This window comes from Thalassospira sp. MCCC 1A01428 (assembly GCF_002115825.1).
Classification (GTDB): Bacteria; Pseudomonadota; Alphaproteobacteria; order Rhodospirillales; family Thalassospiraceae; genus Thalassospira.
The window spans coordinates 32,802-54,895 of the sequence record NZ_JFJZ01000023.1; the positions used below are offsets into that span (position 1 = coordinate 32,802).

A 22,094-nucleotide genomic window follows, 5' to 3' on the forward strand; every position below is an offset into this window, starting at 1 on the left:
CACCAAAATGCGGTCAGGTGGTCATAGTGCGTATCGCTATTTCAGAAAACAGTAATTTATTGATGATGGCAATGACCCTTGTTGCATCTCAATAAAAAACCGTGCAACGGCCTCATCGGGCCAGCGCACGGTATATTGTTCGTGTAACGGGTTAATAACCCTTGGCCGCGCGAATAAAGGCATTGATTTTGCGGGCGTCTTTGACACCGCGCGTACGTTCTACCCCGGATGACACATCGACCCAGGGGGCCTTGGAAATTTCAACGGCTTCGGCGATGTTGTCGGGGTCAAGGCCACCGGCCAGCATCCAGTTGCTTTTCCAATTACGTCCGGCCAGCAAGGTCCAGTCAAAGCTGACGGCATTGCCACCAGGAAGGGCACTGTCTTTGGGGGGCTTGGCATCGAACAGCAAAAAGTCGGCAATGCCGTCATAGGTGGCAGCGGCCTGATCCAGGTCTTTTGCCGTGCTAACAGAAATGGCCTTCATTGCGCGCAGGCCAAAAACATCCTGCACTTCTTTCACCCGGTCCGGTGTTTCGCGGCCATGAAGCTGGATCAAATCAAGGTTTCCGGCTTTCACCGCGTTGGCGATGGCCTCGTTTCCGGCATCGACAAACAGGCCGACTTTCAAAATGCTGTCGGGGACACGTTCGGTCAGGGTTGCGGCCCCGTTTAGCGAAATGTGACGCGGGCTGGGCGGGAAAAACACATAGCCAAGGGCATCTGCACCCGCGCTCATGGCTGCAAGAACAGCATCTTCGCTGTTGATACCGCAAATTTTAACCATACAGCTCATGGCAGATCCTGTTTGTAATGATTTGACGTAAAGGCGAGTTGCTATTTTTAATTATCAGAAACCTGCTGCGTTCAACAGGATATTTCTAAAAACTGCTGCTTTACACTGGCGGGCAGGCGGTTGCTGCGCTATTTTCCGGCCATGAGCAAGCATCAAGGCCCAGCCGCGGGCGAAACCGGCGATAAAACAACCCACTTTGGCTTCCGCGATGTGCCGGAAAACCAGAAAGCATCCATGGTGCGCGAGGTGTTTGACACGGTCGCGTCCAAATATGATGTGATGAACGACCTGATGAGCGGTGGTATCCATCGCCTGTGGAAGGACAGTTTCATCAACGACCTTAAACCGCGCCCTGACATGCGTCTGATCGACGTTGCCGGGGGCACGGGCGACATCGCCTTTCGTTTTTTAAAACGTGGCGGCGGGGCGGTAACGGTATGTGACATCAACTATGAAATGTTGCATGTCGGACGGGACCGCGCGGCCAATCACGGGCTGTTGAAAAATATCGACTGGATGGTGGGCGATGCGCAAAAATTACCGCTGCCCGATCAGTCGATGGATGCCTACACCATTGCCTTTGGCATTCGCAATGTCACCCGCGTGGACGAGGCTTTGCGCGAGGCGTACCGCGTTCTTAAGCCCGGTGGCCGGTTTTTGTGCCTGGAATTTTCCAAAGTCGTCGTGCCGGGTTTTGACAAGATTTACGATATGTATTCCTTCAAGCTGCTGCCTGAAATTGGCCGGTTTGTTGCGGGTAACCGCGAGGCTTATCAGTATCTGGCCGAAAGCATCCGTCAGTTCCCCGATCAGGAAACATTCGCCCAGATGATCCGTGATGCCGGGTTTGGCCGGGTGCGGTATCGCAACCTGTCTGGCGGGATCGCCGCTATTCATTCCGGCTGGCGAATCTGAGGGCGATTTCACATGATCCGCTTTGTTCGTAACAGTTTCCGCCTGATCACCATGGCGCGCACTTTGGCACGCCATGATGCCCTGTTTCCGTTGGATCTGGTGCCAGGTGGCAAGGCACTGGCCATTCTTGCCCGATTGACGGCGCCGTTTTCGGGTGGGTCAACCCTGCCCAAGGGGCGCAGGCTGGCGCGCGCGCTTGAGGAGCTTGGCCCGGCTTTTATCAAGCTGGGGCAAACCCTGGCTACCCGTGCCGATCTGATTGGCGATGACGTTGCGGCGGATTTGTCATCCTTGCAGGACAGGTTGCCGCCGTTTCCAGCCAGTATCGCCAAGCGGGTGATTTCAACCCAGCTTGCCGCGCCGTTTGACGACCTGTTTATTGAATTTGATGAAACGCCAGTGGCGGCGGCATCGATTGCCCAGGTGCATTTCGCCAAAACACCCGATGGCCGGGAAGTTGCAGTTAAGGTGCTGCGTCCCGATATTGCCGTGCGCTTTGCCCGTGATCTGGACCTGTTTTACTGGGCGGCCGAAATTGTTGAATGGACCCAGCCGCGCTTGCGCCGGTTAAAGCCGGTTGAAACCATTAAGACCCTGGAAGACAGCGTTAAACTGGAAATGGATTTCCGGTTCGAGGCATCAGCTGCGTCGGAGTTTCGCGAGAATTTCAAGGACGACCCAACCTATTATATCCCGGAAATTGACTGGGAACGCACAGCACAACATGTTGTGACGATGGAGCGCGTAAAAGGGGTTCGCATTGATAATGTGGAAGCCCTTGAACAAATGGGCATCAACCGTACCGAATTGCTGGCAAAGGCGGCGGCAGCCTTTTTCCAGCAGGTTTTCCGCGATGGCTTTTTCCATGCCGACATGCACCCTGGTAATTTATTTGTCGATGCCAATGGCCGTGTCAGTGTGGTTGATTTTGGCATTATGGGCCGGGTAGACCGGCAAACGCGGCTGTATCTGGCCGAAATGCTGTTGGGCTTTTTGACCCGCGATTATCGCCGGGTCGCCGAAATTCATTTTGAAGCCGGTTATGTGCCGCGCAACCAGTCGCTGGAAAATTTCCAGCAGGTGTGCCGCTCTATCGGCGAGCCGATTTTGGGCAAGGAACTGGCCGATATCTCGGTTGGGCGCTTGTTGGGGCAGTTGTTTCAGGTGACCGAAACATTTGGCATGGAAACCCAGCCCCAGCTGTTGATGCTGCAAAAAACCATGATTGTGGCCGAAGGCCTGTCGCGCATATTAAGCCCGAATGAAAACATGTGGAACCTGTCGCGCCCGTTGATTGAAGAATGGATGCGCGAAAACCTGGGCCCCGAAGCCAAAATTGCCGAAGCCACCCGTCAGGCCGGTTCGATGTTGCGCCGGTTGCCCCGCGTGATTGAAGCGGCCGAACGGGCATCGGGCGTGCTAACCGAACAGGGCCTTAAATTGCACCCTGATACCGTGGCTGCCATGCGGGGCCGTAATGGCAAGGGCGGCGGTGGCGGCATTTTTAAGAATGGCGTGTTGCTGTGGCTGGCCATTATCGCCCTGACGGTGGCGGTTGTTTTAAAATAGTGCCACCGGGCTTTTGTTTTTTGGTTTTCGGTGCCGATTTTACGCTGAAACACAGGATGGAAACGGTCATGCAAAATCAAAGTCAGATTGACATCAGTTGCGATCAAAACCGCATCGACCTTGATTATTGTTACGGGTTTATTGGCCAGTCCTATTGGTCGATGAACCGGTCACGGGCCGAGTTTGAAAAGTCGGTTGAAAAATCGTTATGTGCCGGTGCCTATTGTGCGGGACAACAGGTTGGTTTTGCCCGCGTTGTGACCGATCATATTTCCATTGCCTATATCGCCGATGTTTTTGTTGATGAAGCCTTTCGCCGTCGCGGCATTGCGGCAGAATTGCTGAATGCCCTGCATGATCATGCCGATATGCGGCGGGTTAAACGCTGGATGCTGGCAACCCGCGACATGCACGCGGTTTACCGCACCCTGGGGTATCGCGAAATTGACGACTTGATGATGATGCGCATCAACGAAGACGCCATATCGCATCCGCCCCTGAAATAGGCCTGTTTGAAGATAAATGTCGCCTATTCTTGCGTTTTAAGTGCTGCTCCCCGGGCCTGATTTTTCCCAAATTGCGAATTTAGGTGTTCGACAAATCGCCGGAGCTTTAGCGAGGTGTGACGTTTTGTTGGATATACAGCATGAATTGCCAATTCCGCTGTTTTATGGTCGTCCAGCACAGAATGAAGCGCACCGCTTGCGATAGATGCGCCAAACACAAAATCCGGGCCATATGCAATGCCTGCACCTGCCAAGGCAGATGCCAGTAACATTTGCATGTTGTTTGCTGCTAAACGGACAACACCGCTGATGACATGTGTTTGGCCGCCTGGGTCCGTAATATTCCAGTCGCCCGGCGAAATGGCGTCTGTGAAAGCCAGCCTCGGCGCATGTTGTAAATCTTCTATGGTTCTGGGGATACCAAATCGCTTCAGATAGGAGGGGGCGGCGCAGTAAACCATTTTGCACGGCGCAAGGCGCTTGGCGATAAGGTCGGAATCCTGAAGGTTGCCGATCCGAATTGCCAGATCCAGGCCTTTTTCTATTACGTCGATATAGTGATCGCTTAACAGCGTTTCGACGGAGACATCGGGATAGGTTTCAAGGAAGCTGGCTATCACGGGGCCAAGATGCATCGCGCCGAACGTTGTTGGTGCGGTAATACGCAATGTTCCACGCACAGTGGTTTGGGCTTGCTGCGCCTCATGATTTGCATCCTCCACTGTTTCAAGGATTTGCTTGCAACGCAGATAGTAGGCCGTTCCCGCCTCGGTCAGGTTTAACGTGCGCGTACTTCGTTGTAGCAAGCGAACCTGCAACTGTTCTTCAATTGCCGAAACATGCTTGCCTGCCATGGATTGCGAAAGCCCGAAGCGACGGGCCGCGCCGACAAGGCTGCCTTCCTCAATTGCGGCAACAAACACAGCCATGCCTGTTAATCGATCCATATTTCAATCCATATAATCACCAAACTATCAGATGATGATAAAAATAACGGAATTATATCGCAAGAGGATTGAATTTAAAGTGCCTGCATCAGCCGCGAAAGGCTGCTTAATTGAAAGGCAGGTCAATGAAAGTTCAATCGAACGGGATAACGTTACATGTTGAAGATCAGGGAGCAGGGGATGTCGCACTGATTTTTCTGCATTACTGGGGCGGTTCGTCGCGAACGTGGAAATATGTAACTTCTGAACTGGCGACCGATCACCGCACAATTGCCATTGATCAACGGGGGTGGGGCCAATCTGCTGCAGCCAATGATGGCTATGACCTTGCAACCCTTTCCGCCGATATTGCAGGCGTGATAAACGCGCTAAATGTGCGCCGTTATGTTCTGGTTGGTCATTCAATGGGGGGCAAGGTTGCGCAGTTGATGGCATCGCGTCGTCCTGCCGGTTTGGCGGGGCTGGTTCTTGTTGCGCCGTCGCCGCCGACACCTATGGCCCTTCCCGTGCCAGCCCGCGAGGCAATGGCAGGCGCATATGACAGCCGGGCGACAATCGAGGCAACAATCGATAATGTACTGGTTGCAAAGCCTCTTTGCCGGGCGGATCGTGAACAGGTCATAGAAGATAGTCTGAAAGGCGCCCCCGCTGCGAAAATTTCGTGGCCACGCAACACCAGTCAGGAGGATATTAGCCGACATGTCGGGAATATAGATGTTCCGACACTTGTCATTGCCGGGGAATTGGACCAGGTCGATACCCCCGAGATTTTAAAAGGCGAACTAAAGGCGCGTTTGCCGCGGGCTGATTTGCATATTTTAAAAGGTACCGGGCACCTTTCAATGCTGGAATCGCCGGGTGAAGTCGTGGGCCTTGTGCGTTGCTTTTGCAAACAACTTGTTGAATTGGCTGGTTAACGCCGGGTTTTGATTTGGCAATTCACCCCGGGAATATCTTTGTGCCCTTCAGCGTGAAATGCACCTGTCCCTGGTTGGTCGGCGGTTCATGAAACCTGTCACACTGACTTATTGCCGACAAGCTCGTCGCGACGTCGCACCTATTCAGGTTCCTTGCTCGTAAAGAGATGGTCTGTGATCCGGATGTATTGTCGCTGATAAAATTGGGCGCATTTACGATCTTAACTTAAAAGGCACCCCGTGTGATGCGGGGTGCCTTTGATGTGACCGGTCTGTCGGGGGTGGGGCTTCAATCAGCTTTCGCGCACATCTTGCAAAAAGTTGCTCACTTCATTGCGCAATGTGCCCGACTGTTTGCCCAGTTTTTCTGACGCATCAAGAACTTGCCGGGCCGCAAGGCCGGTTTGACCGGCTGCATCCTGCATTTCCTGAATGTGGGTGGATACCTGCTGGGTACTGCTAACTGCCTGTTGTACCGAATGCGAAATTTCGCTGGTAGCAGTTCCTTGCTGGCGGACCGCGGCGGCAACCTCGGCCGAAATCGAATTCAGGTCGTTGATTATCCGGGTAATGCCATCAATTGCGCCTACCGCATCCTGGGTGGATCCCTGAATGCCGGAAATTTGTGCTGAAATATCCTCGGTTGCGCGGGCCGTTTGATTGGCAAGGTTTTTAACCTCGTTGGCAACCACGGCAAAACCCTTGCCTGCGTCTCCGGCGCGGGCGGCTTCGATGGTGGCATTCAGGGCCAAAAGGTTGGTTTGCTCGGCAATGGCCTGAATGATCTGCACCACTTCGCCAACTTTCTGGGCGGAAACATCCAGTCCCTGAACCATTTCATTGGCGCGGTTGGCTTCGGTGGCTGCCCGTTCGGTGATGTTTGATGTGTCATTCACCCGCGCGCTGATTTCCTGAATCGACATTGCCAGTTCTTCGGCGGCGCTGGCAACGGTTTCAACGCTGCTATTGGCCTGATCCATGGCCGCAACAACGGCCTGCGAACCCGATTCGTTCTGGTGAACTGCGGCAACCATGCTTTGGGCCACTTGCTGCATTTCGCCTGATGCCCCGGAAACACCGTCAACAACCCCCATAACCGTGCGTTCAAACCGTCCGGCAAGGTTTTGCATGGCATCGTGACGTTGCTTTTCTGCCTGTTCGCGTTCTTTTTCACGTTCGCGGCCCAACTGGCTTACCCGGATGGCATTGTCTTTAAAGACCTGTACCGATCCGGCCATTTCGCCAATTTCATCGCGCCGTTGCAGGCCCGGAATAGTGACGTCAAGGTCACCTGTTGCAAGCTCGGTCATGACACCGTTGATCTTGCGAAGCGGGATTAATATCTGGCTACGCAGCACATACCAGGTCGCACCCAGCAGCACGACCAGGATCGCCGCAGCCAAAGCCAGCTGCATGATCACGGCGTTGACGACCGATGCATTGACGTTTTCCAGGCTCCAGGCTGTTAAAAGCATGCCGCGGTAAACGTCTTCGTCCTTGCGCTTGGAATATTTGGTAATCGGGGCGGCGACAATAACCGCACCATTGGCAACAAAGCTGACCAGTTCCTTGTTTTCCAGTTGGGCCATATAAGGTTCAACCAGTGTTTTAAGGTCATAGGCCTTCATGGTTTCGGCCTGAAATTCGGCAATATTGGTGCCATCGGGCATATTGGTTTGCAAGGTGGCAAGTTCGGTGTCTGACCGGTCGGTCAGTTTGCGAAATTCCTTTTCAATCGAATTGGCATCCATTGCAATGAAACCGGCCTGTACGGCGGTTGATAGCATTTCTGTTTTTTTGACCGATTCGCGATACATCAAATCAATCATGGCGTCGCGTTGCGATACCGCCTGAATGCTCATCATTGCGGCGAAACCCACCACCAGCAATGCCACAAGCACCACAATCACTTTACGTCCGACTGATGCGCCGGACTTTCCCTTTGCGGCCATAGATGTCTCCCGGTCCATTTAAGCCTTGCCTGTTTTGTTTCCTCCCGGTCGGTTCCCGATATTGCCCGTTCATTAAGTGTGCCGGGATATATCCGTCGTCCGGGTTAGCATTTTATGCCTGCCCCTTTTTTCCGGGGCATTTGGTCGTTCTGTTTGGTCGGCAGTTCCCTGTTTAACACAAGAAACTCGCCGCCAAAGCGTCCGGCTTCTTGCGTATTCTACCGCCCTTATATGAAAGGCTAGCCGATGGTTGCGAATAACTGAAACGTTTAAAGCAAACGTGGGAAAAATTGTTTGAAAGGCAGCGTTTGGGTAATTTTACGCTGAAAATGATCTTTTATACCGAGGTTTATTCGGCCCGGCTTGCTACTATCATTGGGGGATGCGAATCGGTATGACAGTTTACCGACAGCTTTATCTGGTTTGCGGTTACGCCATGAGAGGGTATTTTAAGGGCGCGATTGCGAACTGCATGTGCGCGCGAAGGGTATATTGCCAGCTTGGGGGACGATGGTGTGGCAAAATCGAAAACAAAAGCCGGAAAACGGCCGGTCGCCAGGGTGAGAACACCCGCAGGAGATGCTGCAAGAACCGACCGGAATGCAAAAGTTTCCGATGTCATGACCAACAGCGACACCACGATACCGGCACCCGTTCCGGGCAGTAAAGCCGTGATTGCGTCGCACTTAACGCCCCCGCCCTTATCACGGGAAACAGCGGTACCTGCACCCGATATCACCCGGCGCAACGATAATTCAGCACCTGAAGGGATGACTGCCAACATGCCAACGCCGCCGCGCAAATTGACCGTTCACCGGGCCGGCGTGCCAAGTGAAAGCCTGTTTTCGCGCGCCGTTGCCGCCCATCAGGCCGGCAAGCTGGACGACGCCATTACCCTGTATGGCGCCATTTTGCGGGCCAGCCCGGATCAGCCAGATATTTTAAACAACCTTGGTGTGGCGCTTCGTCGCCGCAAACAGTTTGATGCTGCATTGGTCTCCTATCGCCGGTCGGCGGCTTTGCGCCCGGAAAATGCCGGTTTGTGGTCCAATATGGGTAATTGTCTGCGCGAAATGATGCGGTTTGACGATGCCATTGCCGCGCATGAACAATCCCTTGCACGCAGCCCGGATGATAAATCGCATCTTTTTAATGCCGGGCTGGTATATCGCGATATGAATCGCTTTGATCAGGCGGTCGCGTATTTTAACAAGGCCCTTGCGCGCGACCCCGATTATATCGAAGCCCTATGGGACCGGTCATTGGCTCTTCTGGCACTGGGGCAATATGACGCGGGCTGGAAGGCTTATGAGGTGCGCCGCCGCCTGGCCGATAACCCCATTCGCCCGCTGCCCGGTGTTCCCGAATGGGATGGCAAAGCTGATTTACGCGGTAAAACCTTGCTGCTACGCGCCGAACAGGGCTTTGGCGACATGATCCAGTTTGCCCGGTTTATTCCCCTGGTGGCGCAAAAGGCAGCCCATGTCATTGTTGAATGCCGAAAGGAAATGCTGGGCGTAATGCAAACTGTGGCCGGTGTTGGCCAGGTGATTGCCAAGGGGGCAACACCCCCCCCGTTCGATATTCATGCACCTTTGTTAAGCCTGCCGCATTTGCTGGACATCGGGGCAAGGGAACTGCAGCGGGCATCGGCCAGCCCCTATATGCGGGCACCCAAACAAATGGCACTGGCCGGTATTGCCGGGGATGTTGTTTTGAAGGTCGGGCTGGTATGGGCCGGTAAATTAAACCCGCGTGACCGGTCATGCCCGCTGGAAAAGTTCATGGGCCTGATGGGGGCACCGGGCGTGGCTTTTTTCAGTTTTCAGGTTGATGACCGCCGGGCTGACATTGCCCGTCTTGGCGCATCGGCCTTTATCCATGATCTTGGCGACCGGATCGGTGATTTTGGCGACAGTGCCGGCCTGATGTGTGAAATGGACCTGATTATTACCATCGACAGTGCCCCGGCCCATCTGGCTGGTGCGCTTGGCCTGCCGGTCTGGATGCTGCAACTTTACACCACCGACTGGCGCTGGATGGTGGATCGCAGCGATAGCCCCTGGTACCCGACCATGCGCATTTATCGCCAACAGGAACCAGCAAGCTGGGATGCCCCGTTTGCAGCCCTGAAACACGATTTCGATAATCTGGTGGCTGCGCGCAAGGCTTGACAGGTCAAAATGGTGCCCCCGAACATCGCCTTCCTGGGCAATTCGGGTGGGTGGATGATGTTTAAAACCCTCCATTGGTTAGGTTTTATAATGCCAACGGACAGTATTAAATAGTACGAAATTCATGCAAAAATTGAAATAGGTTGCAAGGGGCTGCAACCTTTAGATAAGGGGTTTGCATGAAAATCAAGATTGCCGTTTTGGCACGCGGTAGGGGGCCGTCATACCTAAAGATGCTGCTTGGGGCTGCATTTGTATGTGTGACGATGTCTACTCTCATCATATTACCATCGCAGGTTCACGCTTCTGGTGGCGTACGTTCTACGGTGGAAGTTCAGTTGCCAATGCTTGATGTCGAGTTGTTCGATACGCCAGGGCAAACGCGAAAATCAGTCAAATCTATTCCAGGAACGGAATTTCCGGCAGAAGTGGAATATATCGAGACCGAAATGGCGGCAGGCCGAATGCATCATATTCGGCTGGATGGGGAAAGCCGTGATTATTGGGTGGATGGCAACGAAGTCTGGATAACCGCCTATGATGGCGTGATTGAAGTTTTTTGCGATGCGGATCAAAGCCGTGCGTTGGGGAATACCGGCCGGGGGGCTGGCGGGCGTTCTACCTGCCGCAAAAAATAATTGCCGGGGGGCATAATCATGAAGTTTTTAAAATGGTCACTGCCAGCTGCCATGCTGATGCTGGCCGGGTGTGTAACCAATCAGACGGGGGTGCCAATTCCATTCCTGTCACCCATTCCAGACGATGCGAAATATATTGAAACGGTCAAATTGCCGACAACTACCCTTGAAAAGGCCGAAGGTTTAAAAAAGGCCCGGACCAAAGTGCTGACATCTTCGGTGGGACTTGCCGATTTTCCGCAATTACAATCCTATGCCCAATCGGTGTTGGACCGGATCATTGCAACGGCCCCTGCGGGCGCACCTGATGCAAAAGTTTATTTGCTGGCCAATGTTGGCCCTGGCGCGATGGCCGTGCCTGAAGGGGCAATTTATATTCATTTTTCTGCGTTTCAATATTTGCAATCAGAAGACCAGTTGGCGTTTTTACTGGGGCATGAATACAGCCATGTAGCCTTGCAGCATTCACCTGAAAACCTGTTGCGCAGTTTGCGGCCATACCTCGTTACGGCGATGGATTTTGCCGTTTCGCGCGCAAGCAGCGATAGCAAACTTCGCAAATCATTGCAGTTATACGGCAGCGATATTTTATCGCGTGACGTGTTATTACCTGTTTGGGATCGGTCAGCCGAAAAACAAGCCGACTTTCTTGGCCTGGATCTGATGACAAAGGCGGGTTACAACCCGTCCGAATCGCTTCGTTTTCTTGCGATTGTCGGCAAATATGACGACAGTTTCGAGCGGCTTCATCTTGCCACGCGTAATCAACTGGAAAAACAGCTTGATGCTCAACTGGCAACAACAACTGACAGCCCGCTTTGGAACAGGTTCACCAGTGAATTTCGCGACGCCATTGGCACAATTCAGGAACAGATTTCCAGCCGCCACGAAGACGCGAAGGACCGCATGGTGGCATTGCTGGGATATATGAAGCGTGAATATGCCATGGAGCGACGCCGCCCGATTAATAATGCGATCTATGTTAAAACGGTTGATCAGAATGCCGATGTTCTCGACCATTACCTTGATGCCCACAAAGTGATTGCTGCCTTGCAGGAAGCAGAATTTGAATCGGGTAAAAAAATCAACATTGGCAAGCTGGAAGGTCTGGCTCGCAGGGCGGTGAGTGGCAAGACATCGGATCACGCCTACACCCGGTATGCTTTTTCCAAGTTGCGGACCTATCAGGGAAAATACAGCCTGGCCCTTAAAAATATCGATCTTATCGCCGGCCAGGATGGCGACGATGTTTTACCCTTTCAAATATCGCTGGAACGAGCCGAATTGCAACAAAGCACGGGGAACAGCAAGCTTGCGATAAAGCAGATGGAAGTTGCTGCGGCCCATTATGACTGGCCAGTGGAAGCCTATCATTTTTTGATACCGATGCTTGCGGGGCAAGGAGACAAAGGACGTGTCAACGAGCTAAAGATCGGTTGTGTTGCCCGGTATCCGCAGCAGCGGGAATTGTGTGCTACGCCGCAATAAACATGTCGAAACGAGCAATCGGCCTGTCACTGCACCCGCGCTGACAGGCCGATTACTTTTGGGGCAATTATCGGGGCGAATTCCCTATGTCTGAATATGACCAGCCGGATGCACCAGATCTGTCGGGGGCACCCGGGCCTGATAAGAATAAAGCATTGGTGAAAAAAAGACCCCGCCCGGTGAAGGCCGGACCAGGGCTGGCCTATTTTAACTGGGCGTTAATTACGTTTATGTTGGCTGCGCTGGTGATCATTTTTGAACCCGACGAATTTACCCGACCCGTCGACGAATATAGCTACGAATTGTTTAATCGCCTGTTCGGGGCTGCTGTATATGATGCGCCAAACAAGGACGATATCGGCATTGTGCTGTTTGATCAGAAATCATTGCATGATCTTGATGCCAGCTGGCCGCCGCTTTTTCTGATTCACAGCAATGTTTTAAAATCCGTTTTGCGGTCCAGGGGTCCGTTTCCTTTGGCTGTTTTTATGGATTTTACCTTGCAGGATGCACGCAGTAGCGAAGTAACGATTGAGGATGATGCGACTAAGTCCCCCCGGTTTGTGTTGCGTGATGACACACTTGGTGAATTGGTTAAAACCGTCGAAAATTATGGCCAGCTTGGCATTCCGGTTTATGTGGCAGCGGGAAAACTTACCGATGACCGTTTTCCCGAGATTTTGTCGCGATTGAAAGGCAAGGTAAAACTTGTTGCAGGGTGGGGGGATGCCCTTTCAAATGCTGATATTCGCGCCCTGAATTACAGTTTGTTTCCCAATCGTCCTGGCAAGGATGAGGCAAATAATAATATCGCCGGGCAGGTACAAACGGCTGCGCGTGCACGCGATTATTATCCGGCGCCGGCTTTGCAGATTTATCTTGATCTGTGTCGTCGCCGGGCGGAAGCCATGGCTGACGGGCGTATCGAAGATTCTCCCTTTTTCGGGCGAAACTGGAACTGCGACGGGGCCCTTCGCGGCTCGGTGCCCAAACCTGATGAACGCGACGCCTGGCAGCTTGATACAGTCGATTTATGGCGGGGTTATGCACAGGAACGGCCTATGTCGCTGATTTGGCCCGATAGCCAGCCTGATTATTCCGGTTGGCCGGTCATGATTACGACGGACAAGGCGGAGGACGGCAGGGAAATTTCAACACGGCATTTTCCATCGGCCTGCCCGGCAAGTGATGAAAAAGACTTTTCGTTTCTAGTCGGTTTTTTTCATCGCCTTGGGACCCACCTTATCGGCCATAAAGGTGTTGCTAATCATTGCGGCCCGTTTGACGTGGTGACAGCCGGGCAGGCTGTAAAATCAACACCCGATGCGGCAAACAGCTTGATCAGCAAACTTGGTGGACGGGTAATATTTTACAGTTTCAATTTGCAGGGGTTGCAGGATGTGGTTCACCCGCCAACTCTTGATGACGATATTGCCGGGGTCAATGTTCATGCTATGGCGTTGGAAAACCTGTTGCATTACGGGCCGGATTATCTGTCAGATACGTCACGACAGGCGGGGCCTGTTCTTTCCCGGGTTACAGGTTTTCTGACGTCGGATAATCTGGAATTGCTGACCATGGCCGGGCTGTTTCTTGTGCGGCTGGTTTTTTTGCTGTTTGTGCGGAAGTGGGGGGTAAAATCGCCCATCATGGTGCAATCAAATGAAGTGCCTGACGGGCAAACATCAGATCCGATTGTATGCAAGCTTGGTTGGGATATGGTGCTGTATTATCGCCAATGTCTTTACGATCTGATCGTGTGGTTTGGCAATTTCCCTCGTCGGCAGCGGATCGGGTTTATGAACACCACCAATGCCTTGCGCCAGTATCGTTTTCCGATCAGCTTTTTTCTGGTTGTTGAATTCATGTGTGTCGTGGTTTTTGTATTTGGCGTCGCATTCTGGCTGGAATTTAGCGTGTTGCGGATTGCCCCTTCCAACTGGTTGTCAATTCTGGGGCTGGCGGGGGTGACATATCCGTTTTACATCCGGGCACTTTTTTCCCAACCCGACACAGAAAACGTAGTGAACAAAGAAGGTTCCGGAAACGAGTCTCCGGTCAGGTCTCCGTCATTGTGACAGTACATGTGTATGATGTAAGGATTATCATATAAGCCGCATGCGGTTTGTCGGGGCCTGTATTGCCCGGGCAGTAAAATTTCGCATCAATTACCTCTCCTCAAGTCCGAAGGCTTGTGTTTCAATCGGACAAGGCGTAGGAAAGCGCCTTGATATTTTTGGGGTACCTGTTTCGCCTTTCTGTGCGGATCGGCCCTGTGGATTTTGCAGGAGAAACGGTGTGAGCGAAGCCGCATATAACAAGGGATTCCCGGTGTCCTGGGAACAAATGCATCGCGATGCCCGCGCATTGGCATGGCGCCTGTTGGAAAAAGGCCCTTATAAGGGCATTGTTGCCATTACCCGTGGTGGTCTTGTGCCTGCTGCGATCATTGCACGCGAACTTGATATTCGTTTGATTGATACGGTCTGCGTTCGCAGCTATTCTGACAAAAGCCGTGGCGATCTTGAATGGTTGAAAGACGTGGAAGGTGACGGCGAAGGTATGCTGATCATTGATGATCTGGTTGATACCGGCAAAACTGCCAAAGCCGTACGCGAAAAACTGCCCAAGGCACATTTTGCCACCGTTTATGCCAAGCCGCTGGGCCGTGAAGTCGTTGACAGCTTTGTAACCGAAGTATCCCAGGACACCTGGATCTATTTCCCGTGGGATATGGAACTTTCGGTTAACGCACCGATTTCCGAACGCGCACGCTAATCTGCCTTGGGGCGGTGATGTTCCCAGGGTCATCAGTGACCAAGGGGAGTATACGATGCCCAAAGTCCGTAAATTACGCCCGCTTTTCGCCTTTCTGTTCGCACTGTTTCGTGCGCCTGGGGCGGGCGGGCGTTTTTTGTTGTTATCCGTTTTACGGGGGTGTTTTGCCCCGATACAAAAAAGCAGGCACCGGCTTTATGTCGGTTTGGTTGTGCTGACCCTGGTGACGGTTATTGCACCTGTTACCCCGTCATTTGCTGCCGATAAATCGGCAATGCTGGAAAAAACCCGCTCACAGCTTAATGTGGCTGACGGGTTCGCGCTTTCGGTTTTTGCCGCTGTGCCCAATGCCCGTTCCATCGCTGTGGCACCGGAACTGGGTGGCATTTTTGTTGGGACGCGTGAAAGCAGCTTATATTTCGTGACCGATCCGGGGGCAGACGGCACAAAGGCCACAGTCACCCGAATATCGTCGGATTTTACCTCGGCCAATGGCGTGGCTTATAAACCCGGCACTTTGTTTGTTGCTGATCAGGACCGGGTGGTGTCGTTTGATCTTTCCGGGTTTGATGGCAAAAAACTGGCGGCGCCTGCGGCTGTTTTGTTTGATGGCCTGCCAGATAAAAGCCATCATGGCTGGCGTTATCTTGCCCTGTCCCCGGACGGGGAAACCCTGTTTGTTGCCGTGGGCGCCCCTTGTAATATTTGCAAGGTTTCCGGCCTTGAAGGCACCATCATTACGCTTCCGGTCACAGGCGGAACCCCGCAAATTTATGCATCGGGTTTACGCAATTCGGTAGGGCTGACTTTTGATCCCGATAGGGGTGATTTGTGGTTTACCGATAATGGCGGTGACGGGCTGGGTGATGATGTTCCGCGTGAAGAGTTGAACCACGCCACCCGTGCTGGAGATTTTTATGGTTACCCGTGGTTTGCCGGCAATAAAACCCGCGCGCCAGATTTTAAAAATGAAGCTGTCCCCCACGAGGTAACTTTTCCAGCCTTCACCTTTAACGCCCATAATGCACCGTTAGGCATACATTTTTATAAGGGCGATGCGCTGGTGGCACTGCATGGATCATGGAACCGTACGGTACCCGATGGGTATAAGGTCGTTCGGGTAAAATTTACCGATGGCAAACCGGTTTCCGCCAGTCCGTTTTTATCGGGGTTTTTATTGACGAATGGCGCCGTTCTGGGCCGCCCGGTCGATATCAAACCCTATGGCGATGATGGCAGCATATTGGTTTCCGATGATCATGCCGGGGTGATCTGGCGGTTAACACCGGGTTCGTGATGGTTGGAAAATTATTTGCGGCATCTCTTGCGCGAATTTGTTGCGCAGGCTGATCAGTCAGGCTATAAAGCGTGCCGCAAAGCGGGTGTAGCTCAATGGTAGAGCAGAAGCTTCCCAAGCTTACGACGAGGGTTCGATTCCCTTCACCCGCTCCAGCTTTCCCCAATCAGATATGGTTAAGTCTAAAGCTTGTGTGAACCGTCACAGGTGATTTGTCTTTGCGGGATATTCTCATATAATTAAATTGAGAATGATAATCATAATCTATATGGTGTCTATTCCTTGCGGTTGGTTTTCCCGGAGGCCGCAGGTGTTTAGGAATGGATTTACAGCGTGTCTATATGACCAGACGACGTTTCACCAGCTTGGCGCAAGTCGTTGAAGAATATTATGACGAGTTACTGACCTTTGTCGTCCGTCGAACCGGGTCACGCCCCCTGGCAGAAGAGATTGTTCATGAAACATGGATTCGGGCCTGCATAACCACGGTGGTAATGCCGGGCAATCCGCGTGCTTATGTGTACCGAATGGCCAGTAATCTGGTTGTTGATCATCATCGCAGTCATTCCGTGCGCAAGCATGTTGAACTTTCACAACCACAGGATTATGAAAGCACGGAACCGGATGCGCCGTCGCACTCGCATGATCTTGCTGTGCCATCGCATGAAGATATGGTGTCGGCCCGTCAGGAATTGGCGTTGATTTCCGATGTGGTGGCAAGGTTGCCGCAAAAATGTCGTCAGGTTTTTTTGATGTATCGCGGTCAGGAACTTTCAATGTCGGAAATTGCCGAAACGTTGGATATTTCGATCAGGACGGTCGAAAATCATGTCGCCCGGGCAATGGTCGAATGTCGCCGTTGCCTGCAAGATGCAAGACGTGACCTGTGATTAAACACCCTCGAAATGGCATCATACGTTTGTTTTCCCAATGTTTTAGTGATTGCGAGAACAGGTTGAACGGCGCCCGGATGTTCTTTGCATTTAATGTTGGGGCAAAAGGTGGCGCGGTTTTTATCGTGGAAAACGATGGCTGGGGCAGATTGGGATGAATGAGCACGATGCGGATTTTTCCGCAGACATTTCGGACGAACTGTTTCAGGAGGCCGTTCTTTGGCACGGACGCCTGCGCGATTTACCGGCCTCTTATGGGCGTTATGAAATGGTTGTTGCTGAATTTGAAAGCTGGCGCGAACAGTCTTCTTTGCATCAGGCTGCTTTTTGCGAGGTCGAGCTTTTATGGGGCAAGCTGGAATTACCAATTAAACGCATCTGGCGGGCGCAAACGCAGGTTTCGCAAGGCGAGTTCATAACACAGGACGGAAAATCAAAGGGTGCCAGCCAAATGCATTTTTCCTGGCGGCGAGCTATGGCCCTTGCTGCGGTCATAGTGGTGTGTGTTGTGATGGGGCGTTACGTCAAAAATGACGTCGAACAATATTTTAACCCTGATCTTTATATCACGACCCAACAGCCGATGACCCGGACCTTGCCGGATGGTTCCAAGGTCATGATGAATGTGCAAAGTCAGTTGGAAGTTGCTTTTTCCGCCGATAAGCGACTGGTGAAATTGCAGGAAGGTGAAGTGTGGTTTGATGTGGCCCACAATGCGCAAAAGCCGTTTGTGGTGGAAACCGCGTTGGGAAATATTACAGTTTTGGGGACGCGATTTAACGTTCGCAAAACGGCGGATGCTGTTTTTGTCAGCCTGGTAAAGGGCAGGGTCGAATTGCGGGACAATGCCGCGCCGCGCATTCGCACAACAGTGCTGGCGCCAGGGATGGAGGCCAGCTTGACGCGTCAGGGCGTTGCCGCCGCCCACCCGTTTGATGTGTTTGCGACTACCGCGTGGCAAAATGATCAGATGGTTTTCTATGACTCACCAGTTTCCGAGGTGGTTAACGAGCTGAACCGTTATTATCCGGGCAAAATTGTTATTGCGAACAGTAGTCTGCGCGATTTGCATATCAGTGGCGTTTTTCAAACCGACAATATAGGCCGTGTTCTTGGCGCGATTGAAAATACGCTTCCCGTGCGTGTGATCAGGTTGACGGATTATTTTGTTTTTCTTGTCTGGCGGGGCGACGCCTGATCACGTAAGGCTACACGCCTTGCGGATGATTCCAGAAAAAACATATGTAAATCAGTTGGTTATGTTGATTTTGACGGATTTTTTTTGTTGGAAATCAGGTTTTCTTAAAAAAGAGGTATTGGACTAGGGGGTAATCGTTTCTGGTCCGTCTTACTTATATGTCGCGAATGCGCCGTATTCGCAATTTGATGATGTATAGAGTTGGGGAACTGAATTGGGAACGCTGGGCAGATCAAAAACAGGCATGAGTATGTGCCTTATGGTGTCGTTTGCGGCACTTATGAATAGCCACACGGCATGGGGCGACGAGGTAAAGAAAAACCAGTTCGCGGATGAAAATCAGACAAAATATCAGTTTAATATTGCGTCGCAGCCTTTACCTCAGGCGCTTGCGGCATTTTCAGCTATGACCGGTATTCAGGTTCTTTACACCGAAAAATCGATTTATTCTTATCGTTCTGTGGCTCTGCAAAGCGAATTTGGGGCCAGTGACGGATTGCAGGCCTTGTTGGGTGGGACCGATTTGCAGTTTCGCTATACAGCGGATCGTTCTGTTACGATTGAAAAGCGCTCGGCGGCTTCAAGCCTTAACGATGAAGTTGAAGTCGGTGCAATTACCGTTATTGGCACCCGCCAATCGCGTTATGACAGCCGTTATTCCGAGACGGGCACGTTGGTTGCCAAGGATGTGACAGACATTCCAAGGACGGTTGATGTTATTCCCGAACAGCTTTTGCTAGATCAGCATGCCCGCGAACTGGAAGATGTTTATCGGTTGTCACCTAATGTGGTGAATGTTGACGGTTATGGCGGTAGCCGCGAGGATTTTCTGATCAGAGGGTTTCGCCGCCGGGATGATATTTACCGGAATGGTGTTCGCCTGAAAACCAATGGCCGCGTGAACCCCGATACGGTCGATAGCGTGCAGATTGTAAAGGGGCCGGTTGCCGAAATCGGGCAGATGACACCAGGTGGTTTGGTTAATATCATTACCAAAAAACCCCAGTTCATCCGTGAAAACCATATCGCGACCGATTTTGATGAATATGGTGAACGCGAGGTCCAGGCGGATTTCACCGGGCCGCTTAATGAAGAAAAAACAATTGCTTATCGTTTGACAACTTCAGCAGAAAACAGCCGCAATTTTCGCAAATCCGACATTGATCGCCAGTTCTTGTCGTCCTCTTTCTATTGGGAGGCCGATAATGGTGCGAATGTTAACTTCAATTACGAATATACGCATGATGAGCGTCCGATTGATCGCGGTGTTATTACTGTTCCGGGAAACGGGACGCAGCGCAACATCGTCAACACATCGGTTGAGACCCGGTTTGATCAGTCCAATTTGAATAATCGGGACGTATCGACCCATATTTTGGAGCTCGATACCGCGATACCTGTTTTCAACGATGACTGGACGTTTGAAAACAAGCTGTTTTATGCCTACGAGCAAGTTGATGAAATTCGCAACGAAGTTGTTAATGTTTCGAATACGGGCATTTTGACGCGCCGGGTTCAGGGCAATGATGATCGCGAATTGAGCACGGCCTTTGTTCGGATGCAATTGCGCGGTGAATTTGACGCCGGGCTGCCTGTGGATCTGGTTTCAGGTGTTGAATTGCGTCATCAGGACGAAAGCTGGACCAACTTTGCCGGGGCGAACCAAACGGGCGGAACCGTTTCAAACCCGTCGTCCTTTACCCTGATTGACAATACCGACAGCAATCCGATCCTGCGTCGATATACCGAGGTCAAGCAGCTTTCCTATGGTCCTTATGCCCAGGGCGACATTCATCTGACCGATGCGGTCACCATGACACTTGGTGCGCGTTACGAAGTTGTCGCGAACGAATATAATCAGGTTGATCGCCTGACCGATACAGCCAGCGGTTTTGATCCGGACTCCGATGGACATTTGACCAAATCTGCGGCCCTGGTTTGGAAACCGGTCGAGGAATTGTCACTTTATGCATCCTATGCCGAAACTTTCCAGTCTCAGAATATCTATTCCGGCAACGAAACCACTGCCGTGTTTGCCCCCGAGAAAGGTCGGCAATATGAAGTTGGTGCAAAATGGTCAGGGTTGAACGATCGCCTTTTATTAAGCGGCGCGCTTTTTGACATTCATCAGAAAAATGTTGTTGAAACGGTCAATGGGACGCCTGAAATGACAGGTGGTATTCGGTCACGTGGGGCCGAAGCCGTTATTACCGCCAATCCGGTTCAAGGGTTGAACTTGCGCGCCGGGGTCGGGCTGCTGGATGCTGAAATTGTCAGCGAGAATGCGAATAATGGCAACACACCAACCAATACACCAGATATTACGACCAGCCTGTGGGCCAGCTATGAGTTTCAAAAAGCCAAAAGCAGTTTGAAGGGCCTGGGGTTTGGGGCCGGACTTTACCATGTTGGCAATCGTTATGGGGACAGTGCGCACAGTTTTGAACTGGGGGACTATACGCTGCTGGATTTAGGCATGTGGTATTACTTGCCGGTCCGAAACGAGTCTCGGGTAAGATTTGACCTTGGGGTCAAGAACGTGACGGACGAACAATATTATGTTGCCTCTGGTGGGACATATCGCGTGAGCGTGGGCGCACCGCGGACGTTCTTCGGGAGCATCCGGTTTGAGTTCTGATCCTGCGCGCTATGGCACGAAGCAGGCAGGCAAGCCAATTAAACCCTTGTGGTTTGACTGGCATAGCTGGATTGGCGTCTGCTTTGGTCTGATGCTGTTTACCATTTGCTGGAGCGGCGCTTTCGCCGCTCTTTCGCAGGAATTCGACTGGCTGGTAACGCCTTCGGCACGCATTGCGTCCTTTGCCGGGGATGTCGATTTTTCGGGCATTTTTGCCGCGGTTAAACAGCAGTTTCCAAATGCCCGGATCGAGTTTCTGCAACAACCGCTTTATTCGGTTTTTGCCGCTACGGTTGATATCATTACGGAGCAGGGGGAGCGGCGGATTGTTCACGTTGACCCGGCAACGCTGCAGGTTACCGGCAGTCAGTCGATTTTCACCATCGAAAGGTTTTTTCGCGAATACCATGAAGCCCTGTTTGGCTTTTACGGTGCAGGAAAATTCATCATAACGGCGTGTGCCGTGCCGCTCATCCTGGCAATGATCAGTGCATTATTGTTTTACCGGCGCTGGTGGCGCCGGTTTTTTGCGCTGCGAACGGGGAAATCATCGGTCAGCTTCTGGAGCAGCCTGCACAAGCTGGCAGGTCTTTGGAGCCTGTGGTTCGTTGTGCTGATATCCCTGACCGGTGGCTGGTATTTGTTTGAGGAAGGGCGCTACAAGCTGGGCGATGGCAAGTTTGCCTATGTCGATTCCTTTCCGTTGGCGGTAAATGTTTTGCCAAAACTTCAAACACCGCCAGGCCAACGCCTGCCCTTTCAGGATTTGCTGGTTCGTGCACAAACAACACGACCAGATATGCGCATTACCGGGATTTACCCCAATCGCGGCGGGTATTTTTACGTGATCGGGCAGGCCGATGATATTCTGGTGCGTGATCGCGCAAACAAAATCTATCTCGATCCGGGCACAGGCGAGGTTGTTTTTAATCAGCACGCAGATGACTTGTCCCCTTATTGGCGGTGGTCGGACATGGCCGATCCGCTGCATTTTGGCGCGTTTGGCGGTTTGCTAACCAAAGTTTTGTGGTTTGTCTTTGGGCTGACCCTATCTGGTTTGGCTCTAAGCGGTGCCTGGCTGCATATGAAAAAACGTCAAAGATCACGCAAAACCGGCCCAAAGCGGCGTGGAACATTGATGCTGGCGGGCGTCTTCACCCTGTTGCCGTTGGCTTCTTTGCCTATCATGTGGGTGTATCTGGTTCGCATTGGCCCGAAGATCGACGGCCACAGACAACTGGCTGAATTGCCAATCGGGGTGACGGTCTTTGTTGGTATCTGGCTTTTGACGACATTCAGTATCAAACTGATCTGGCTGTGGTCTTGTTATCGTTTAAATAAGGTGCCACCGGAATGAAAGGTGCCGCCAGAGCATTTCGCTAAAAACA

Annotated in this window: 18 protein-coding genes and 1 tRNA gene; 15 read left to right on the plus strand and 4 right to left on the minus strand. The window is 52.1% G+C overall.

Going from position 1 to position 22,094, the window contains the following annotated elements; all coding sequences use genetic code 11:
• Positions 1-151 precede the first annotated feature (151 nt).
• Entirely contained in the window at positions 152-796 is a 645-nt protein-coding gene (locus tag THS27_RS16515; protein ID WP_085592818.1) for a phosphoribosylanthranilate isomerase, read from the minus strand.
• Between the two features lie 141 nt (positions 797-937).
• Here THS27_RS16515 and ubiE point away from each other — a divergent pair, with 141 nt between their 5' ends.
• The 3 genes from ubiE (at position 938) to THS27_RS16530 (ending at position 3,786) form a co-directional block, all read left to right on the plus strand.
• The gene (ubiE, locus tag THS27_RS16520; RefSeq protein ID WP_085592893.1) at positions 938-1,711 is read left to right on the plus strand and encodes a bifunctional demethylmenaquinone methyltransferase/2-methoxy-6-polyprenyl-1,4-benzoquinol methylase UbiE; all 774 of its coding nucleotides are present in this window, start codon (positions 938-940) and stop codon (positions 1,709-1,711) included.
• A gap of 12 nt (positions 1,712-1,723) precedes the next feature.
• The gene (ubiB, locus tag THS27_RS16525; protein WP_085592820.1) at positions 1,724-3,280 is read left to right on the plus strand and encodes a 2-polyprenylphenol 6-hydroxylase; all 1,557 of its coding nucleotides are present in this window, start codon (positions 1,724-1,726) and stop codon (positions 3,278-3,280) included.
• A gap of 68 nt (positions 3,281-3,348) precedes the next feature.
• The gene (locus THS27_RS16530) at positions 3,349-3,786 is read left to right on the plus strand and encodes a GNAT family N-acetyltransferase (protein ID WP_085592895.1); all 438 of its coding nucleotides are present in this window, start codon (positions 3,349-3,351) and stop codon (positions 3,784-3,786) included.
• Between the two features lie 23 nt (positions 3,787-3,809).
• Here THS27_RS16530 and THS27_RS16535 read toward each other — a convergent pair whose 3' ends face one another.
• Entirely contained in the window at positions 3,810-4,733 is a 924-nt protein-coding gene (locus THS27_RS16535) for a LysR family transcriptional regulator (protein ID WP_085592822.1), read from the minus strand.
• 125 nt (positions 4,734-4,858) lie between these two features.
• Between THS27_RS16535 and THS27_RS16540 the strand changes: the two genes are divergently transcribed.
• Positions 4,859-5,650, plus strand: a complete 792-nt coding sequence (locus tag THS27_RS16540) for an alpha/beta fold hydrolase (RefSeq protein WP_085592824.1) — start codon at positions 4,859-4,861, stop codon at positions 5,648-5,650.
• Between the two features lie 293 nt (positions 5,651-5,943).
• Here the strand turns inward: THS27_RS16540 and THS27_RS16545 are convergent, their stop codons facing one another.
• Positions 5,944-7,602, minus strand: a complete 1,659-nt coding sequence (locus THS27_RS16545; RefSeq protein ID WP_085592826.1) for a methyl-accepting chemotaxis protein — start codon at positions 7,600-7,602, stop codon at positions 5,944-5,946.
• Positions 7,603-7,951: 349 nt separating this feature from the next.
• Positions 7,952-8,386 carry a hypothetical protein gene (locus THS27_RS26680; RefSeq protein WP_139835615.1) on the minus strand — a complete coding sequence of 145 codons (435 nt, stop codon included), beginning with the start codon at positions 8,384-8,386 and terminating at the stop codon, positions 7,952-7,954.
• On the opposite strand from THS27_RS26680, the gene THS27_RS16555 reads away from it, so the two are divergent.
• From THS27_RS16555 to THS27_RS16605, 11 genes are all read left to right on the plus strand, one after another.
• Positions 8,385-9,776, plus strand: coding sequence for a tetratricopeptide repeat protein (locus THS27_RS16555; RefSeq protein ID WP_246832994.1), 1,392 nt, complete (start codon positions 8,385-8,387; stop codon positions 9,774-9,776). The genes THS27_RS26680 and THS27_RS16555 overlap by 2 nt on opposite strands.
• Positions 9,777-9,955: 179 nt before the next feature.
• Positions 9,956-10,414, plus strand: a complete 459-nt coding sequence (locus THS27_RS16560; protein ID WP_168184922.1) for a hypothetical protein — start codon at positions 9,956-9,958, stop codon at positions 10,412-10,414.
• Between the two features lie 18 nt (positions 10,415-10,432).
• Positions 10,433-11,902, plus strand: coding sequence for a M48 family metallopeptidase (locus THS27_RS16565; protein ID WP_085592834.1), 1,470 nt, complete (start codon positions 10,433-10,435; stop codon positions 11,900-11,902).
• Positions 11,903-12,060: 158 nt separating this feature from the next.
• Entirely contained in the window at positions 12,061-13,980 is a 1,920-nt protein-coding gene (locus THS27_RS16570; protein ID WP_168184923.1) for a CHASE2 domain-containing protein, read from the plus strand.
• 220 nt (positions 13,981-14,200) lie between these two features.
• Positions 14,201-14,680, plus strand: coding sequence for a xanthine phosphoribosyltransferase (gene gpt, locus THS27_RS16575; RefSeq protein ID WP_085592838.1), 480 nt, complete (start codon positions 14,201-14,203; stop codon positions 14,678-14,680).
• 55 nt (positions 14,681-14,735) lie between these two features.
• Complete coding sequence (locus THS27_RS16580) at positions 14,736-15,977, plus strand: sorbosone dehydrogenase family protein (protein WP_085592840.1); 1,242 nt, start codon at positions 14,736-14,738, stop codon at positions 15,975-15,977.
• 81 nt (positions 15,978-16,058) lie between these two features.
• A tRNA-Gly gene (locus tag THS27_RS16585) sits at positions 16,059-16,132 on the plus strand.
• A gap of 165 nt (positions 16,133-16,297) precedes the next feature.
• On the plus strand, positions 16,298-16,867 hold the full coding sequence (locus THS27_RS16590) for an RNA polymerase sigma factor (RefSeq protein ID WP_246832995.1): 570 nt from the start codon (positions 16,298-16,300) through the stop codon (positions 16,865-16,867).
• A gap of 157 nt (positions 16,868-17,024) precedes the next feature.
• Positions 17,025-18,068: a FecR family protein gene (locus THS27_RS16595; protein WP_085592842.1), complete on the plus strand. Its 1,044-nt coding sequence runs from the start codon at positions 17,025-17,027 to the stop codon at positions 18,066-18,068.
• Positions 18,069-18,312: 244 nt separating this feature from the next.
• Complete coding sequence (locus THS27_RS16600; protein ID WP_085592844.1) at positions 18,313-20,706, plus strand: TonB-dependent receptor; 2,394 nt, start codon at positions 18,313-18,315, stop codon at positions 20,704-20,706.
• Positions 20,696-22,063: a PepSY domain-containing protein gene (locus tag THS27_RS16605; RefSeq protein WP_085592846.1), complete on the plus strand. Its 1,368-nt coding sequence runs from the start codon at positions 20,696-20,698 to the stop codon at positions 22,061-22,063. The genes THS27_RS16600 and THS27_RS16605 overlap by 11 nt, the downstream gene beginning before the upstream one ends.
• The last annotated feature ends 31 nt before the right edge of the window (positions 22,064-22,094 follow it).

Coding starts and splice junctions, on each gene's coding strand:
- THS27_RS16515 (WP_085592818.1), bottom strand. CDS start 796: ATGAGCTGTATGGTTAAAATTTGCGGTATCAACAGCGAAGATGCTGTT.
- ubiE (WP_085592893.1), top strand. CDS start 938: ATGAGCAAGCATCAAGGCCCAGCCGCGGGCGAAACCGGCGATAAAACA.
- ubiB (WP_085592820.1), top strand. CDS start 1,724: ATGATCCGCTTTGTTCGTAACAGTTTCCGCCTGATCACCATGGCGCGC.
- THS27_RS16530 (WP_085592895.1), top strand. CDS start 3,349: ATGCAAAATCAAAGTCAGATTGACATCAGTTGCGATCAAAACCGCATC.
- THS27_RS16535 (WP_085592822.1), bottom strand. CDS start 4,733: ATGGATCGATTAACAGGCATGGCTGTGTTTGTTGCCGCAATTGAGGAA.
- THS27_RS16540 (WP_085592824.1), top strand. CDS start 4,859: ATGAAAGTTCAATCGAACGGGATAACGTTACATGTTGAAGATCAGGGA.
- THS27_RS16545 (WP_085592826.1), bottom strand. CDS start 7,602: ATGGCCGCAAAGGGAAAGTCCGGCGCATCAGTCGGACGTAAAGTGATT.
- THS27_RS16555 (WP_246832994.1), top strand. CDS start 8,385: ATGCCAACGCCGCCGCGCAAATTGACCGTTCACCGGGCCGGCGTGCCA.
- THS27_RS26680 (WP_139835615.1), bottom strand. CDS start 8,386: ATGTTGGCAGTCATCCCTTCAGGTGCTGAATTATCGTTGCGCCGGGTG.
- THS27_RS16560 (WP_168184922.1), top strand. CDS start 9,956: ATGAAAATCAAGATTGCCGTTTTGGCACGCGGTAGGGGGCCGTCATAC.
- THS27_RS16565 (WP_085592834.1), top strand. CDS start 10,433: ATGAAGTTTTTAAAATGGTCACTGCCAGCTGCCATGCTGATGCTGGCC.
- THS27_RS16580 (WP_085592840.1), top strand. CDS start 14,736: ATGCCCAAAGTCCGTAAATTACGCCCGCTTTTCGCCTTTCTGTTCGCA.
- THS27_RS16590 (WP_246832995.1), top strand. CDS start 16,298: ATGGATTTACAGCGTGTCTATATGACCAGACGACGTTTCACCAGCTTG.
- THS27_RS16595 (WP_085592842.1), top strand. CDS start 17,025: ATGAATGAGCACGATGCGGATTTTTCCGCAGACATTTCGGACGAACTG.
- THS27_RS16600 (WP_085592844.1), top strand. CDS start 18,313: ATGAGTATGTGCCTTATGGTGTCGTTTGCGGCACTTATGAATAGCCAC.